Here is a 16,307-nt window from a genome sequence, read left to right on the forward strand (position 1 = left end):
TTCGGGCTGCGCTGTCGCGCAGAGAACAAAGCCCGCGAGCGCGCCGCATACCCTGTGGGAGCCGGCTTGCCGGCGATGAGGCAGGTAAAGACTACAGAGCGTTGGGACGGTGCCCGCGTGGCCCGACAGTGATCATAGTGGGTCGAAAGTGGTTGATCATTTAGCTCGCGAAATGGAAATCCAAGGACTCGCTAGACGTGAAAAAAATCAGACTTGCGCTCTTCCTTGTAGTCCATTTCCCAAACATACTCCCTCGCCCTATTTTCCGTTGCAGCCCAGCTGGTAGCCCCCTAGTCTCAGCCTGTCGTTGCACATCAACGATACAGCTTTGACAGGCTGTGACGGCAAATAGTGTACGGCTAGCCCTTATGGTGGCTGTACGTGCGGGCACGCTTGCGTGCGCCGGAACTTACTATTTCCGCCGGTCTGTCAACCCACGTACAGCTGCCACCCTTCTGTTTGACAGCAGATAGGTGGTCGCACCAAACCGGTAAATAGCTATGTTAAAGATCGTCCCCGATCCACCCCACAACCACCACTCCCTTGAAGACACCATCATCCAAGCCACGGAGTACGCTCTGTGCGCACAAATGGTGGCCCAGCAGGCTGTTTCGATGCAGCCCAAGTCGCCCGCCTCGGTACTGATGATGGCCACGATGCATGAGCTTGAGTCGCTGCGTGTGTTGCTTGAGTCAGCGTTGATTCAGATGCAGATGCCAGCGGCGCCGCGCACCCAGCACTAAGCCGTTAATCGTGTATTGCCTGGGCTGGCGCTATCGCCGGCAAGCCGGCTCCCACAGTGACAGCGACGCGGTGATGTGAGGTGCTTGCCCGCGAAGATGCCCGCCCAGGATTCAGGACTCCAGGGAGATCAAGCAATGCCTGCAGATGAGATCGCTATCAAAACCACGGTCGGCAAGACCAAGTTCTATCAAGGCGAGAAAAAGACACAACCGTTGTTCTGCATCGAGCCTGGCATCCCCTGCCAAAACGCCCGCGAACAAGCATCGGAATTGATGGGATGCGTGCGGGACCTGACCATCGCGGGCCTGATGGACGACAACCCTCAGTTGATATGGGCCTCACATTACCTGAGCGCGTTGGCCAAGGCGCTGATGGATGATGCAGAGTTGGGCATGATGCATTGAGATGGGCTGACGTGCTTCGGTCAGTCTCATCGAATACACGCAATGCCGCTCAGGTTTGAGGCTGGTAACCCAGCCTCCCCTCTGGGCCAAGGCTCATCCCAGCACATCAAGCGCCTCTCGAGTAATACTCAACATGGCCTCACGCTCGGCCTCTGAACGTTGCGCCTGGAGCTGCGCAATCTGCTGCAGACGCACGGCCTCCGCTTGATCATGATCAGCGAACAGCGCCTCGAGCTGCGCGCGGTACGGCTCATCGAGTTCGTCGAACCGCGCTTGATGGGTACCCCGAAGATGTTGCTGCCAGAAATCCCGCTCCACCAGCGATCGCGCCACTTGCTCGCTGCTCTCGGCCGCCAGCACACGCTCGAGTGCCCGCCTGACGCGTGCAGCACCGACATCAGCCAAGTAGCCGAAGCGCATGGTGGTGATACGCACCGGCAGGTCAAGGTCCGAACGCAGGGCCAGGCGATAGGCCAAGACCACCTCAACCTCATCCGGGTCTTCGCCCGCTGCGTGCCGCGAGAGAAAATCTTCCAGCGCAATGCGGTCGACCATCTCCAGCCGCCACAGCTGCCGCCCCAAGCGCAACAGTGCTTGCTCCTGGGTATCGGCCATGGCGCCATGCTGTGCTTCCCATACCCGTACACGCACCTCAAGATCACTGAAACGCAGCGCAACACTGTTCTGGCAGGTCACCGCCTGGGCGTGGCCGAACAGCTCCTGGCGCAAGGCGTCATCGTCGTCCATGGCGCGTAGCATCTCCAGCACCCGAGTGGCCAGATTGGCGGCGCCAGCCGGGCTGCGAAAATCGCCGGTCTGGGTGAGGCCATTGAGCAGTTCGAAGAACGGCTCGGAGCCTTCGTTGGCCTCCACCAGCGCCCATAGCGAGCCAAGGTCATCACGGTCTTGCGGGGCGACGGTGTCGAGCCAGCGCATCCGCGGAAACGCCTCGGGGCCTTGCGGCAGCTCAAGTGGACGAGGCACCGTCAACGCCGCTTGTAGCGCTTGCGCCTGCTCGGCGTTCAGCGTGTTGCCATGCAGCCAGACTCGGCCCTGGGCCCAGAGCCGCCCCTCAAAGAACCCCGCAGGCAGCGCGGTGATCTGATTATCGCGGACATCCAGGGTATGCAAGCGTGAGCACTGCAGAATGTTGTAAGGCAAACAATCGATCCGGGTGTCCTGAAGCCGAAGCTCGGTCAGATCGGCCATGGCGCCGACCGAGAATACCCTCCCCAACGGATTGCCGGACAGATTGAGGTAGCTCAGCCGTTCGCAGCCGGCCAGAATCGTGGACTGCCCAGGGTCCAAGGTGATCCGGTTGCCGCTGAGGTCCAGGCACTGCAAGTGACGCATGTTCTGCAGGTGTATAGGCAAACGAGTCAGCGCATTGCCGGGCAACTCCATGACGCGCAGGTTTTCGAAGGCCTGCAGGAAGCCGTCGGGAATAGCGCTGATGTCCATCTGTCGCAATGACAACACCACCACGGAGCGAAAGCGGATCTGCTCTGGCAACTCAGGCAACCCGCCCACCCGCGCGCCCATCTGGCTCCACCATAGGTCGGTACGCTCGGGTCCCTCGCGAAATTCTTCACTGCTACTGCGCTGCCAGCACTCTAGCAAGGAATTGCTGAGGTAACGTCGCTGTTGCCGACCCTCCTCGTCAGCCGCGTCTTCCACCCAGGCCTGCATGTGACGTTGCAGCAATTGCGATTGCTCGTCCAGCCTTCGCAGCAAAGGTTCCACATGCTGGCCAGAGGCCCGAACGTCCCTCAGCCAGGTGTCGATCTGCGCCTGGTCCAGGTAGGGAAACAGCCTGTGCACCCTGTCCCCCAGCGCCTGCGGTCTGCCCGGGCGTGTGCCTCGTGCAGGCCGTCGCCCGCTCAACAGATAGCCGAAGCGACCATCTTCCAGGCGTCGTGGCGCCTGGAAGCCCCCTGCCTGGGCCTGCGCAAGCATGTGTTCCACGCGTTCCGGCCGGGCAGCTGCCTGGCCCGCCAGTAGCTGCCGCAGCCCTTCTCCTGAGGGTTGTGACAGCCCCATCGCTGCCCGTTGGCTGGCGTTGAAGGCGCCAACCATTGTCTCGAACAGCTCGCCAGGCTCACCCTGGACTGCATGGTACTGGTCGAGCAACTGAAACCGGCCATCGAAGTGAAGCAGGTAGAAAACGCTTTGGCCTTGTTCGCTTTCGGCCAGCACGGGGCCGCCAATGCCGCCATCCTGGTAGTGCCAACGGACCCCCGTCGCTGCCCCTGGCAGGTCATCGAGCAAACCGATGGCCACGCGCCCAAGGTCGGCAGGCTGCGGTATGTCAAAGTGCAGCGCCTCCAGTACTCTGACGCGGCGGATACGCTGGACGCTGGCCCGGGCCAGCTCACCCAGGCGCATTGGCACGCGCTGATCGACAGCCAGACGCCGGAGGTCGCTGGCGTCGGCGGCGTCCACCAGCGCCTGTGCGGCCCTGTGGTGAAGGCCGGGGAATACCCTGCGCAGCATTGCGACAGCTTGGGTATCGCTGGGTTGGACGCTATCGTAAAAGTCTTGCAGCAATCGTAAACGTTGCGCTTGCACCTGCTCGGCCAGTTCAGCCGCGGACACGCCAGCGGCATTGCGCAGCATCTGGGCATGCTGCAGCAAGGTACGATCGCTGCTGGGCACGCCGGTACGAAGTTGCTGGGTCAGCCTTGAAATACGCCTGTGCAGATGCACGCGCTGGACCGTGTCGGTCAACCAGGGGTCGGGCAACTCGCACGCCATGTGCAACGCCCGCAGGTTGTCGTCTCCCAGGCCATGAATGCTGAGCACCGTGTCGATATCCGCGTCATCCAGCTCGCCGAACGTTCCGCCAAGGCGGCGGAACAGCATCGGGGCATCGGGCCACCACTCAGGCGGGTCGCTTGCCAGCCGCCAGGCCCCACCTCCATTGCCAAGCAGCCGTGGGCCGAAACCGTCGCGAGGCATGATCTGCCAACTACCATCGGTCACCCGCTGACGCACTGGGTAGTGATGCCCCTGCATCTCGATCCAGGCCTGGCCACCCTGTTGACGAACCCCTTGCACATCCGCCGGCACCTGCGGGGCAGTGCCTCGAAACGCTGTAAGGTCCTGGTTCCACAATTTCGCGTCGCCCTGCTCCATGGGCGCCGATACCAGGCTGTCCACCACTGCCGAGCGAGACCAGGCGCGACGCGCCAGCGATACTCCCGCAGCCGTCGCCCCAGCCAGCGCAAGGTCCACGGCGACATTACTCAGGTGATCCAGCGCAGCGGCGGTATCACCGTCATGCCACTCCTCGATGCCATGGAACAGTTCGCTTAGCAGTTCCCACGCCATTATCGCGAGCAAGACCGCGCCGATTTCGGGAATGAACAGGCCTGCCACACCGATCAAGGTCCAGCCTTGCGCAACCAGTTGGCGCTCGTGCTCGCGCTGGACGGCACGGTCGATCTGCGCAACCGGCGGCAGAATCACTGCCGCATCGTCCTTGATCTGGCGGATACGCATCGACGCCAGCTGGTCAAACAAGGGCTCTGGGTACGCGCGCATGTGCTCATCAAGGTCGCGGGTAGCCCATATCGGCACACCGCGGTACAGCTCGGTCACTGTGGGGAAAAAACGCTGTCTGTCGCGGCGGCGCACGAAGCGGCTGAAGAATGTCAGATAGCGGGCACTGCGCAGGCGCGCATCTAGCAATTTTCTGCTGAACTGCTGAAGGTCGGAATAGGCACTCCACGGCCCATGGGGGTCGCCCGGTATGTAGACCAGTACCCGCTGGCTGGTAGTGCGCAACAAGCCTTCGTCGAGCACATCGAAGACGATGATCTGCTGCAGGTCGCAGCCAAGCACTCGTAGCTGCTTGGCCACCACCCTGGCCCCGTTCAATTTCGGCAGCGTGCCACGGGTGTAGAGCCCGACCAGCATCGTCAGCTCGGCCGCGTTGAGCACGCCTTCTGCCCGGGCCTTGCACGCATCGACCAGCAGTGTGGAACGCTTCAGCTGCCCCAGCAGTGAGCTGGCAGTCGCGCCAGGGTTTCCCAGGTCGGGCGTCGGCGCCAGAGTTGCATCAAGGTGAGCCTGATAACGCGCTCCAATGTCCAACGTTCGGCAGAGGGTGGCGAACTCGATGGCCGTTGGCCGTTTCAGGTGCGCGCCGCTCTCGGTGACCAATGCGTTGCCTGGCAGCTGCTTGTGCGCCTCCTCGTCGACAAAATTGTTCATCGCCGCTTCAAGCAGGGGTATCTGCACATATTCAGGCACCATGGCGGGCACCCGGCTAGTAAACAGCTGTTCCCCGGACGGCACCAGATAGCCTTGCCGGAAATACATCGTGGAAACATCAAGCCCGGGACCGAAGCGTTCGTCCAGGGCCCGTTGCAAGGTAGTGCGTGCGAACTCGCTGATACCCCGAATACGTGATATCCGGCTATTGAGTTGCTGTCGGCAGGCCAGGCTGGTCTTCAGGGCGGCGCGCCACTCATCCAGATGATGCTTGCCAAGGCCCGCCACCCACTTGGGTAAGCGCCTCGCCAACAGGTCATCCTGAAAGGCCTGCTCCAGGGTCAGTGTCTCGGTACCCTGCATCTCAGGGTCATGGGCCATGGCTTGCCTCCAATAGGGCTGAAAACGCGAAGCCTATGGCACGCTCCTGATGACCCAGGACTAGATAGCTACCACCCACGTTTACCGGCTCAGCGATCCTCGACGGCAAACATCAGCTCTATTTACCACCTTGGCCGCGGCCACTTCCTGCCTTCTGAGTACCCCTGAGAAAAGGAGTACCGACGATGCCGTCCATAGACCTGGAAAACCCTTATCAACAGCTGATAGAACGCCAGCTTCCGACCTGGGGTCATCACGCCTCACCCGAGCAATGGCAGACCTTGCACGAAACCCTGTTGCCCGCCCAAGGCCTGCCCGCCGATCAGGCCGACTGGTTCGCCAATGCTATTCCCGATTTACGCGAGGCAGTACAAGCCAGCCAGGCGCGCCTGGCACATTCCCAAAGCGCACTCGCCCGCGCACTGAAGGGCTTGAAGAACATTGTCGAATTTGCAGAACCGCTGCTTGCGCAAGCATTGGCGACCGACCATCAATTGTCAGTCCCCTTACGCACCAGCGAACTGATCCACATCCGGCGCCTGTTCACCTGGCAAACATACGTCAATCAACACGAACGCCGAAGCCTGCTCGAGGCCGCCTTGCACAACTTCGAAGATGAGGTTGAATTCAGCCGAGAAAGCTCACTGGCGCTCAAAGGTGACACGCACGTTGAAAAGATCACCGTCATTGGCAAGACCACACTGGGCGACAGCGAGACACTGGTCGACATAGCCCTGGACTCCGAGGCCTACACGATCAAGCCATTGAGCCTGTCTCCAGCAGATTTTGCGCGGACCTGCCGGTCCCTGGACCTAGGCCAGCGCTACCAGGCACACCTGGCGTCCGTATTCGCCCCCCCGCAAGTCGCTTCGCTGGCCGTCAGGGTTCACCAGGATCGTCTAGGCGTGGCAGCAAACCTCGCCTTTCTTCGCCATCAGATAAGCGGCGATGCGCTGGACAACGTGCAGGCGTTTATTGACGAAAGCTCGACGCTGACCTGTAGCCAGCTGAGCCTGTTCGGTATTGGCCTGCATGAGGTGCTGATAATCGACCTCGGCGCAGCGGGGCTGTTGCTCTATTTACCCGGCCACGAGATTTCGCTGCGCCAGTTCGCGAACCTGCCCGCGCTGCAGGACCAATTGCACGACGATCTGCAACAGGCGGATTTCCAGCAGCGGTTCCTCGCCTACGTACCACGCGATCAGCAGCAGGCTTTCCTCAACCGCTTGGGGCAAAACCTTGATGCTGAAGGCGGCGCATCCCTGTACCTGGTGCCAGTCGCCATCGACGGTGAGTTGTTCAGCTTCCTCCATCAGGATCATGTCGCGCGGCTGCAACATGAGGCTCGTCAGCTCGCGGTACCGACCGCCGATGCCGACGAACAAGCGCTCAAGCGGCGCCAGGCACAATGGGAAAGCCTGGGCCTGAATGCACTGATGCTAGCCGGTCTGTTCGTCCCCGGCGTCGGCACATTGATGACGGCAGTGATGGTGTGTCAGCTGTTAGATGAGGTGTATGACGGTTACCAGGCATGGAGCATCGGTGATCGTCAGTTGGCGCTGCGGCATCTGGAAGCGGTCGGGTTGAACCTGGCACTGATCGGCGGGCTGCATGTGGCCGGCAAAGCCGTGCCAAAACTGTTCAACAGCGCTTTGATGGAAAGCCTCGAGCCGGTACGCACCGCCGAAGGTACACAGCGCCTGTGGCGCCCTGATCTTGCCACCTACATTAGTGATACTGCGCTACCAGAGCATTTGCCGGCCAATGCAGCCGGTCAGTTTCAACACCAGGGGCGCAGCTTCATTCGCCTCGATGGCCACCTCTACGAACAGCGACTGGATGCTGCCTTGGACCGCTGGCGAATCGTCCACCCCAGCGACCCGAAGGCCTATGAGCCGCTGCTGGAACATAACGGCGAAGGCGCCTGGCGCGCCGAACACGAACAACCCCACGCCTGGTCCGGCCCACGCCTGGTGCGAAGACTGAGCCCGGCCTATCAGGAACTGGCCGATGCCGACCTGGTCAAGGCGCTGCAGGTCAGCGGCACGAGCGAGGAACAAGTGTTACAGAGCCACCTTGGCAATGAACCAATCCCCGAGCCGCTGGCCTTTACTCTTGCATGCTTGCGCGCGAAGGGCCCGATATCAGCAGCGCTTGAACAACGCGCCAGCCAACTGGCCAGTGACCTGCCGCTAACCCGCGCCGCCCTGGGGTTATGGTTGCCGCGTCTGGCCAGTCATGACAGCGAGCGACTGTTACTGGCCTGCCTGGAGCACGTGCCCGGTTGGTCGCCCGATCTGCGCCTGGAAATTCGCGCGGGCGGCCCACAAGGTGTGGTACTGCATAGCATCGGCGACGTGGGTGCAACCGAGCGAGCGGTGGTGGTCAAATCGCTCGATGGCTACGAAGCCTATCTAGGTGAGCGCCCTGCTCCAGGGGTAGTTGACCAGGACCTGTGTCGTGCGGTCGAGGCGGCACTCCCCGGCACACAGCGTCTGGCCATGGACCTTGCCGTCGATGAAGGCGAAGCGTTGCGGGAGCGTATCTTGACCATGATCGCCAATGAGCGCACTGCACTGACACGACGCCTTTGGGGTTATCAACCAATTCGTTGGGGCGAAGGAGTGTTGCGCGGGGGCGAACCCCCTAGGGCGTACTCGCGACAATTTTTGCGCCCGCCGACAGTGGCACGCTATCGGCGCTTATATCCCAGTGCGTCCGAGCAGGAAATTCAGGCAGCCATTCAGAACTGGCGAAGCCAGGGCCTGTCACCGACAGTCGAAATCGACCGGTTACAAGACCGACTACAGCAACTGCGCAGTGACCTTGCCGAGTGGGCGCAGCCGGTACCCAACCGACGAAGGGCCATCCAACGCATAGAAAACGCCTGGCGTCGAACCTTGGATCAGGGAAATGCCTTCTATTCGCTTGACCTTTCGGCCCTGGATCTGAATGACGAGGACCTTGCCGCACTGGCACTGCCCAATGATTTCACGCATATCGGCGAACTGAACCTCTCCGGTAACCTGGCTGTGACTACATTGCCAGCAGAACTGTACGAACGTTTCCCCGCGCTGGAGCGGCTGAAGCTCTCCCGTTGTGGCGTCAACCAGATTCCCCGGGTGGGCAGGCCGCAGACCCTGATATGGCTGGACCTGGAGCGCAACCCATTGGTATGGGACGCGGTTACACAGGCAAGGTTCGACCGCCTCGTCAATCTACGTGTGCTCGACCTTTCGCATTGCCCGTTGAGTAGAGTTCCGGACTTCACCGCGCTACCCCGCCTGCACACCGTTTACCTTACTCACTGCGGGCTGGACGAACTGCCCAATGGCCTGCAAGGATCGGTTGATCCCATTCTGCTGGATTTCTCTCACAATCCACTGACAGTATTACCGGAAGTAGCAGCCATCCCACAGCATGTGGCTCGAACGTTACGCCTGGAGGGGGGCGCCTTGAGTCCACAGGTGTGGGGGCAAATCGATGCCTACTACCAGGCCACCGGCCTGGATTTGCTGGTTCCAGACGTTGACTACGAGGAGCTGCTCGGCGGCGCCACTACCGACCAGATCAACGTTTGGGAGCGCCTGCCACTGCAGTATCGCCGTGACCTGCGAGCCCTGGTAGAAAGCGATGAGTACCTCGATGCCCTGCCTGGCTCGCATACCGAAACTTGGCGCAGGCTCACGCGTATGGACGATGATCAGTATTACCGCAGGCGCATGCTGGCGATGCCTGCACAACGGCTTCTTGATCCGGAAATTGAACACCGCTGACTTACTCAATTTTTATTGATCTCTGAACACGGCCTCTTCGGAGGCCGCTGTCCTATAGACCTTCTGAGTTCCAAATGAAGCTCAGATGCCTCAACATCCGTCATTCACGGCGTGTTTAACTTCTTCCGCCCGCGCCTGCCCTATACTTGACCAATGAGTTCAGCCTTTCCGACAGTTTTGACGGCTAGGGGCGTTCCTACATGGAGGTTAAATGCTCGACAGAACGGCACAAGAATGGGAGCGCTTGCGAGAGCTCCCGGCATTACTCAAAGAACTGCCTGTTCTTGCTGAAGCAATAGGGTTCCATTTCTACAGTTTCAGCTACACAAGCCCTGCTCACGTGGTCAGCTCATCAAACCTCTTACCCGGCGGACAGGCAATTGTCCAAGCTGCGCTGGATCTGCGACCCGCCTACCTTCAACGCTCAGACATCCCATTGTTATGGGAGTCTAAAACCTTTGCCAAGGCTCCCTCCATCTGGTCAGCGGCTCAGGCACTGGGCCTGTGTCACGGGTGGGTGCAACCCCTGCATCAAGGGGCCATCCGAAGCTGCTTGGCCCTGCTTCGGCCACACGTCAGCATGTCCCTCACAGAGTGCTACCAAAAAGCTGCAGGCGTCATGTGGTTGACGGAACGCCTGCACCTTGCCGCTCGGCGCGATGCGGATGTCAATGGCGCTCACACGCCTTGTGCACCTTCACGAAGCACTGGACCCAGCCGCAGATAGCAGCTCCAGTGCATCACAGGTCCGCCACTACAAGACTACAGTTCGCATCGCCCCTCCTTACCTGGCAGGTATGCCCGCCTGTCCGACCTGAGCCACCCTGGACGGCTGTTGCAGCAACCCTCGCGGTAACCGGAACCCTTTGAACGGTTGTTGAGTAATGGGGTTGAAGGCCTTTTCGGCATTCAGCCGATAGCGCATCACGCCGTCACCGGTCCGGAAGCTCAAGTCCACGCTGGTTGCCGTACGCCCATTGAGCGAACCGCGGCTGAGCAGGCGGAACATCGACCATGGGCCCCGGTATTCCAGGCTGCTGCTATTGCCGTTCTGCCTCAGCAGGGTCAGGTTGCTACGCACGTGCTGGCCCAGCGTATTGGGCCAGACGATGCCGGTGATCTGGCTTGGGCCATGGGTGTAGGGAATCAGCTGGCCATCCAGATCCAATAAACTGGTGCGTTGATTTGCACTCAGCCCCAACGGCTCGATGCTGAACTGCACGCTGAGGTTGCCGCGCTGGTCGAAAAACGTTTCGCGGATGCGGTCTGCCAGTTCCAACTGCTTGATCACGTCATTACGAATCAAGGAATGCCCCTGAAGACCAGACTGCAAGGCTTCGAGGTTATCCTTGAGGAAGACTTTCAGGTACTGATCGTGGAATTGCTGCAGTCGCCCTTTCGGCCCAAAGAATGCTTCGAAGTCTTCCAGCGATGCATCGGGTGCCTTCACGACGAAGGGGTAGCGCCCGGCCAGGCGTTGCTGGAAGAAGCTATACACATCAGCATCCCAGCGTCGCTCCAGCTCGCGCAGTGCCTCGACATTCAGCACTTGCGCCGTTTGGTCCGCCACCTTTCTGACCTGATGATTGATCGGCTCGGGCAAGCCAGTGGCAACGCGCTGCAAGGTGCCAATGGGGTCGTGCCCCGTCATTGAAAAACGCTGATGCACGACGTGCAGCGCGGCCTTGCCTCGGTCCGGGCTGTCCTGCACCGCTTTGGCGTAGTCATGCAGTGCAGCTATGGCGCTAAGCGTCTCATCGTAGTAGCTGGGTTTCTCACCTGCGGCGTGCAGCATGGCACTCAGGCCTGCAAACGCCCGCTGAATGGCCAACGCCTGTTGTTGCTCGGGCTTGCTGGTTGCCGAAACAAGCAACGCGGCTTCACCCGCCGCATCTATGCTCGCCGGTGATAAGAGCGCACTGTTTTCGCGAACTGCCTCCAACAATCGGTGCAAAGGCGCCGCAGGGCCGGTCAACTGTTCAAGGACCTTGACGCCATGGTCCAGGTCTCGGAAGTCCACCACGGAGAATGCATTCAAGGCACGCCGCCAGCTGTCTATGTAGTCGGCGCTGTAGAGGTTGCGAAGGCGTTCGGTCAGCGCCGCCTGGTCGGCATCGGAGTAATCGAGTTGGGCGCGCTCGCCGAGTGCCCACTGGTCGATCATCGCCATTTCCGCGAACCGTTGGCTGCGCGGTTCAAAGTACTCCTTGAAGCCTTTTGCCGTGAGCATCGGGGCCAACAAAATACCGTTATCTCCCTGGCTTGAGCCGGAAGAAGGCTGGTAGACAACATCGAACGCGGGGCCGACTTGGTGGCGCAAGTCCAGACCGGGATGCAACTGCTCCTGGGCCTGTTGCTTGAGGCCCGCATACACCCGCTGTGGCAGCGGTACCTTACGCAACATCTGCTGTACGTCGCTGATACGTTGTCGGTACTGCGGCAGATCGGCATCGGCATACGCCAAGGCATATTTCAGGTGTTGCATGAGATCACGTTGCAGCTGCCCTTGGCCGGGGAATGCCTGTTGCCAGCGCCGCGCCATCCAGTCCTCGACCCATTCCGGCCGTCGGTTCTGGCGATCCTCGAGCATCCGGTAAACCCGGAGCGCGGCCATTTGTTGCTCGCTGCCGGCAGGTGCCGCACTCATCGCATCGATCACACCGCTGGCCAAGGCGGGCAAGAAGCGCTTGGATAGCAAACTCAGGTACGCCTCATCCACCCGAGGGCCAATGGCTCGCCCTTGATAAAGCCCCAAATCGGCGACACCCGGCCAGGCTGCGCGGTAGTCGCCAAACACTGCTACCGCAGCGCGGATCTGGTCCAGTGGCGCCAGCAAATTTCGCCCAGTCGGGTCCAGTCGCTGGTCCACTTCGTGATGGCTGTATTCCCGGCTCTTGGCAAGCACACTGGCCGCTTTGGTGTTATTGATGTCGAAGTAACGATGCCAGCTGGCAACGGCCACGCAAAAGGCCAGAGCACCTAAAGAAGACCCTACCCAAAGCAAATGCCGCTTGCTGCGGGCGACGCTGACATTGTCGCCGGCCAGGCCAGCCTCTTTGTAGATGACCTGCCCAAAGGCTTGTTGAACGAAGTAGACCGTCGCCTTGCCCTGGGCCTTGCCTTCAACCAGGGGAAGTTGGGTTTTGTAGGGCTGTGCCGCCTCACGGACAAAGGCATTGCGCATGTCGCCTTGCTGCAGCACAGACGACCAATAGACCCCACGCACCAACGCCGGCGTGGTGAAACGATCACTTGCCAGCGTTTCACGCAAGAAACTCAGCAAGATCGGGCGTAATCCGAGCAGCTGTGCATGCAGTGAGTAGAGACGTGAACGTGGCTCAGGGCTGCTCTGCATGTGCAGTTGATCGATCACCTGCTCGAATAGCTGGCTCAGCAACCTGTCGTAGTGTTCACCATACTCGCTTAGCCATGCGTCGAAGGTGTCGACTGCATCCAGCTTGAACGTGAATCCCAACAGGCGCTCGCGACTGGCGGCTGAAAGCTTGCCATAGAATTGGTCGAAGCCATCCAGAAGATCGAATTTACTTAGCACTACATACAGCGGCAGGCGTGAACCAAGCTGGGTGCTCACCTCGTAAAGACGTGTGCGCAGTACGTGGGCGAGTGCTGTGCGTTGCTCGACGGTACCGTGCAGCAGCGCGGGCAGGTCGACAACCAGCAACAGACCATTGAGCGCTCGCTGACTTCGATTGTGCTGCAACCAACTCAAAAGGTGTTGCCACAACTTGGCTTGGGTACCGGGTGCTACGGAGGGTCCGCTGTCAATTGAGGCACTGGTCGGCGGGCCTGCCGGGGCGTCTTGGCTGATAAAGGCACCTGGCGGGTCGATGATCACCGCTTCATTGCTGATCCACCACCCCACTGGGTAGGCAAGCGCTTGCGCCTGTCGGCCTCGTGCCTGGGCCTTGTCGATACGGGTCAGGGAAAAATTTTGCTCGGTGCAGTTGATAAAGCTGCTCTTGCCGGCTTGCTCATTGCCCAGCACCAGGTACCACGGCAGTCGGTACAAAGCCCGACGGCCACCGGCATTATCCAGGAAGCGCGCGAGCCCTTGGCTCAATGCCTGCTCTTGCGCATGGACGAACGGCAGCGCCGGATCCAGCTCGGCGGCCACCGCGTGCTGACGCTGCGCTTGCAAGCGGCGAAAGCGCGTGCGCAAAACCACCAGCCAGCACAACAACGGCACCAGCACGAGCACCAGGGTCGCCACACTGCGATGCGCCACGCTGGCCAGCGGCCGCTGCTCGCGCCACGCCCATTGAGGGCCGAGCCACCAGATGGCGACCAGCATCAACACAGCGCCCAACGCGAGCAGCAGCGGCATCGCGAGCCCGATACGGGCCATCAGCGGCCAGCCCCAACGTTTAAGGTACTTCCAGAGTTGATTCATCGAGGCTACTGCTCCTTGTTTCGATCGGCCAGCGCGTGGGCCGACGCGTAATGCTGAAGCCGTTGAAATACCTCAGGCTCCCAGTCGCTGGCGGTGGTTTGCTGCATGGTGCGGGCAACGCCTGCGCACAGGTCCTGGGCCAACCAGGAAACGCCCCGTGCGGCCAGCAGGTCAGCGGCGATGACCGTGGTGTGGCAGCGCTCGCGGGGGGCTCGGAAATCCGCCTGCATCCCCTGCAACTTGAGCAACACCGGTTCTACACCGCCGGTTTCCAACTGACTGACCAGCTCTTCGCGTAGGCTGGCGAACTCTCGGGAGGCACCGCCTTGCCCGGATTGCCCGTCCGCCCCTTTGAGCCAGGCCAGGCATTGATCGTCGACAAACACCCTGCCGTCGCTGAAGCACAGCTGCTGCAGCGCCGGCATGCGCTGCACGAACCGCGCGGTCGCGGCGCGAATGGCCTCTGCTACTTCGCCCATGGCCAGCCGGGTGGCAGCAGTTGCCGCCAGGAAGCTGCCGCGTATCCAGTAGGGGGAAGCGGTCACGCTCTTTTCAATCCGTAGGAGCAATGCCGCGTCAATCCCGGTGCCTGCAATGGCCTCTTCATAATCACCGGCAATATCCTGTGGCACCGCCATCAGCTCCGTGCGGTTGCCTTGCCTGGTTTGCGGTGCTGCCTGGATATGCGCCCACAAGCCAAACCGACGTAGCTGGTAGCCCGTCGGGTCGTAAGGGTCCTGCTGATTGATCAGTTCGGCCATGGTAAGCACGGCCCGGCGTGATTCACGCTCGTTGCCCAGCGATATGCGGGGCATTGGCGTGGCGATGACCTCGGCCAGTGGCGCAGATTTGGTCCCTTTTGCATTGCCCTTGGCCGTAGCCGGCTCACCCACACCGTTGGCAAGCTCTATGTGCTTGCCAAGCACGCGCTTGAGTTCGCCCAGGACTGCTTCATCCAACTGCGCTGCAGCTCGCTGGCGTTGCAACTGTTGCAACGCGTCCTGTGCCGCCGCCGCGTGAGCAGGGCTGTACGTGAAGCGGTCCAGCCGCGGTAGCGCTTCGATCAACCGATTGAGCATCAGGGCAACCAGCTTGCGCTTGCCGAGGAAGCCTTTAGGGCCGGGTTTTGGGTATGAGTTTTCCCAATACCCTTCGATCAAGCCAGCCTGCAGCGCCAAGGCAAAACCCCAGTGCGCCCAGGATCGGCTGCGCAGCCAGGCAACACTCAGATGCGCGGCGATACGCAAATGCTTGCACTGCTGGCCCAGATACTGCCGGGACGCTTCCTCGATGTAGACCCAGTCGATTGAGGATTCCTGTAGCCCGCCCAGCTTGACCATTTCCTGGTCGATGGCTTGATAGGTTTCGTCCTCAACATCGAACAGCCCGGCGGGTGTCTGCGCGTCTATGGGTGCGAGCATCCGGGCAATTTCCTGCGCATTGACCTCTGCTACCAGCGACATGTTTTACGCGCCTCGTCAATGAGCGGATCCAGGCCTTGAGCATCGAACACCAGCCCCTCGACGGATGCGTGGTCGCTCTTCACCTGAATACGGTGAGCCCCTATCAACTGCTTGATCTGCTCGATGCCCGGCAAGCCTCTGCCCGCATCGAGCACCTGACCGTTCTCCGTCACCTGCCAGGGTGTAGGCGCGGTTGCGCCACGCTCCCCTTGCAATTGGATCAGCACCCGTCCGGCATCGATCGGCTGCGGCGTTACCAGTTGCAACCTGGAGATGTTCTGCACACAGCTGATCACCAGATAAGGGTGAGGTGCGACTGAAGCGATTGCAGGCGCGGAGATCATCAGCCCGGCATCGCCGGACCTGAGGCGAAACGTCAGGTCATCTGCCGCACGCCCGGCTTCGTGGGCCATCACGCCACGCAACGTGGGCGAGTCTTGCTCCGGTGCCGACCACTGCGTTGGCACAAGATGCGCGGGCGTCCCAGCGAAACTATCGAAACATGCCAAGCGCTCAAGGTTGGACACGATCTGCCGGCAATCCTGATCTGAATACGCGGATACCGATATACCAGCGAGCATCAGAAAAAGACTTATGCCGTAAGCATTTTTACCCATCATCGCAAGTAAAATCCCTCTCAATAGTACATATGCCCTAGTTCAGCCAGCAGACTTAATAACTCCCTACCAGACATCAAACACCCATAAACCGGCGAGAGCCTAGCCGATTAAAAGTACAGGCCACAAACAAATATTTTCTTACATTTTCACACTCGACTAAATAACAACACCGAAGGCATGGTCTTTTTAGGCGAGCGATAACAAGTCCTACACCCAGTTTATGTTTGCACACGGAAGCAGGGAAATTTCCTACAAACTAATTCAAAAACAAGAAACAACCAACAGGAACAATA

At 60.4% G+C, this 16,307-nt stretch carries 7 protein-coding genes; 3 read left to right on the forward strand and 4 right to left on the reverse strand.

Annotated features, from left to right (window positions below; all coding sequences use genetic code 11):
• Window positions 1-500: 500 nt before the first annotated feature.
• Window positions 501-743: a hypothetical protein gene (locus tag ACFY68_RS14475; protein ID WP_346612882.1), complete on the forward strand. Its 243-nt coding sequence runs from the start codon at window positions 501-503 to the stop codon at window positions 741-743.
• Between the two features lie 135 nt (window positions 744-878).
• Window positions 879-1,148, forward strand: coding sequence for a DUF3077 domain-containing protein (locus tag ACFY68_RS14480; protein WP_387528382.1), 270 nt, complete (start codon window positions 879-881; stop codon window positions 1,146-1,148).
• Window positions 1,149-1,241: 93 nt separating this feature from the next.
• Here the strand turns inward: ACFY68_RS14480 and ACFY68_RS14485 are convergent, their stop codons facing one another.
• The gene (locus ACFY68_RS14485; RefSeq protein WP_387528385.1) at window positions 1,242-5,744 is read right to left on the reverse strand and encodes an NEL-type E3 ubiquitin ligase domain-containing protein; all 4,503 of its coding nucleotides are present in this window, start codon (window positions 5,742-5,744) and stop codon (window positions 1,242-1,244) included.
• A 185-nt stretch (window positions 5,745-5,929) separates the two neighbouring features.
• Here ACFY68_RS14485 and ACFY68_RS14490 point away from each other — a divergent pair, with 185 nt between their 5' ends.
• Window positions 5,930-9,520 carry a dermonecrotic toxin domain-containing protein gene (locus ACFY68_RS14490; protein WP_387528388.1) on the forward strand — a complete coding sequence of 1,197 codons (3,591 nt, stop codon included), beginning with the start codon at window positions 5,930-5,932 and terminating at the stop codon, window positions 9,518-9,520.
• 784 nt (window positions 9,521-10,304) lie between these two features.
• Here ACFY68_RS14490 and tssM read toward each other — a convergent pair.
• Genes tssM through vasI form a run of 3 tightly spaced genes read right to left on the reverse strand, consistent with a single transcriptional unit; the run spans window position 10,305 to window position 16,014 of the window.
• Window positions 10,305-13,931, reverse strand: a complete 3,627-nt coding sequence (tssM, locus tag ACFY68_RS14495) for a type VI secretion system membrane subunit TssM (protein ID WP_387528391.1) — start codon at window positions 13,929-13,931, stop codon at window positions 10,305-10,307.
• 5 nt (window positions 13,932-13,936) lie between these two features.
• Window positions 13,937-15,394, reverse strand: a complete 1,458-nt coding sequence (tssA, locus tag ACFY68_RS14500; protein WP_387528393.1) for a type VI secretion system protein TssA — start codon at window positions 15,392-15,394, stop codon at window positions 13,937-13,939.
• The gene (gene vasI, locus ACFY68_RS14505) at window positions 15,382-16,014 is read right to left on the reverse strand and encodes a type VI secretion system-associated protein VasI (protein ID WP_387528396.1); all 633 of its coding nucleotides are present in this window, start codon (window positions 16,012-16,014) and stop codon (window positions 15,382-15,384) included. Before vasI ends, tssA begins: the two co-directional genes overlap by 13 nt.
• Window positions 16,015-16,307 lie beyond the last annotated feature (293 nt).

Source organism: Pseudomonas sp. NPDC012596 (assembly GCF_042902325.1).
Taxonomy (GTDB): domain Bacteria; phylum Pseudomonadota; class Gammaproteobacteria; order Pseudomonadales; family Pseudomonadaceae; genus Aquipseudomonas.

Coding starts and splice junctions, on each gene's coding strand:
- tssA (WP_387528393.1), bottom strand. CDS start 15,394: ATGTCGCTGGTAGCAGAGGTCAATGCGCAGGAAATTGCCCGGATGCTC.
- tssM (WP_387528391.1), bottom strand. CDS start 13,931: ATGAATCAACTCTGGAAGTACCTTAAACGTTGGGGCTGGCCGCTGATG.
- ACFY68_RS14490 (WP_387528388.1), top strand. CDS start 5,930: ATGCCGTCCATAGACCTGGAAAACCCTTATCAACAGCTGATAGAACGC.
- ACFY68_RS14485 (WP_387528385.1), bottom strand. CDS start 5,744: ATGGCCCATGACCCTGAGATGCAGGGTACCGAGACACTGACCCTGGAG.
- ACFY68_RS14480 (WP_387528382.1), top strand. CDS start 879: ATGCCTGCAGATGAGATCGCTATCAAAACCACGGTCGGCAAGACCAAG.
- ACFY68_RS14475 (WP_346612882.1), top strand. CDS start 501: ATGTTAAAGATCGTCCCCGATCCACCCCACAACCACCACTCCCTTGAA.
- vasI (WP_387528396.1), bottom strand. CDS start 16,014: ATGATGGGTAAAAATGCTTACGGCATAAGTCTTTTTCTGATGCTCGCT.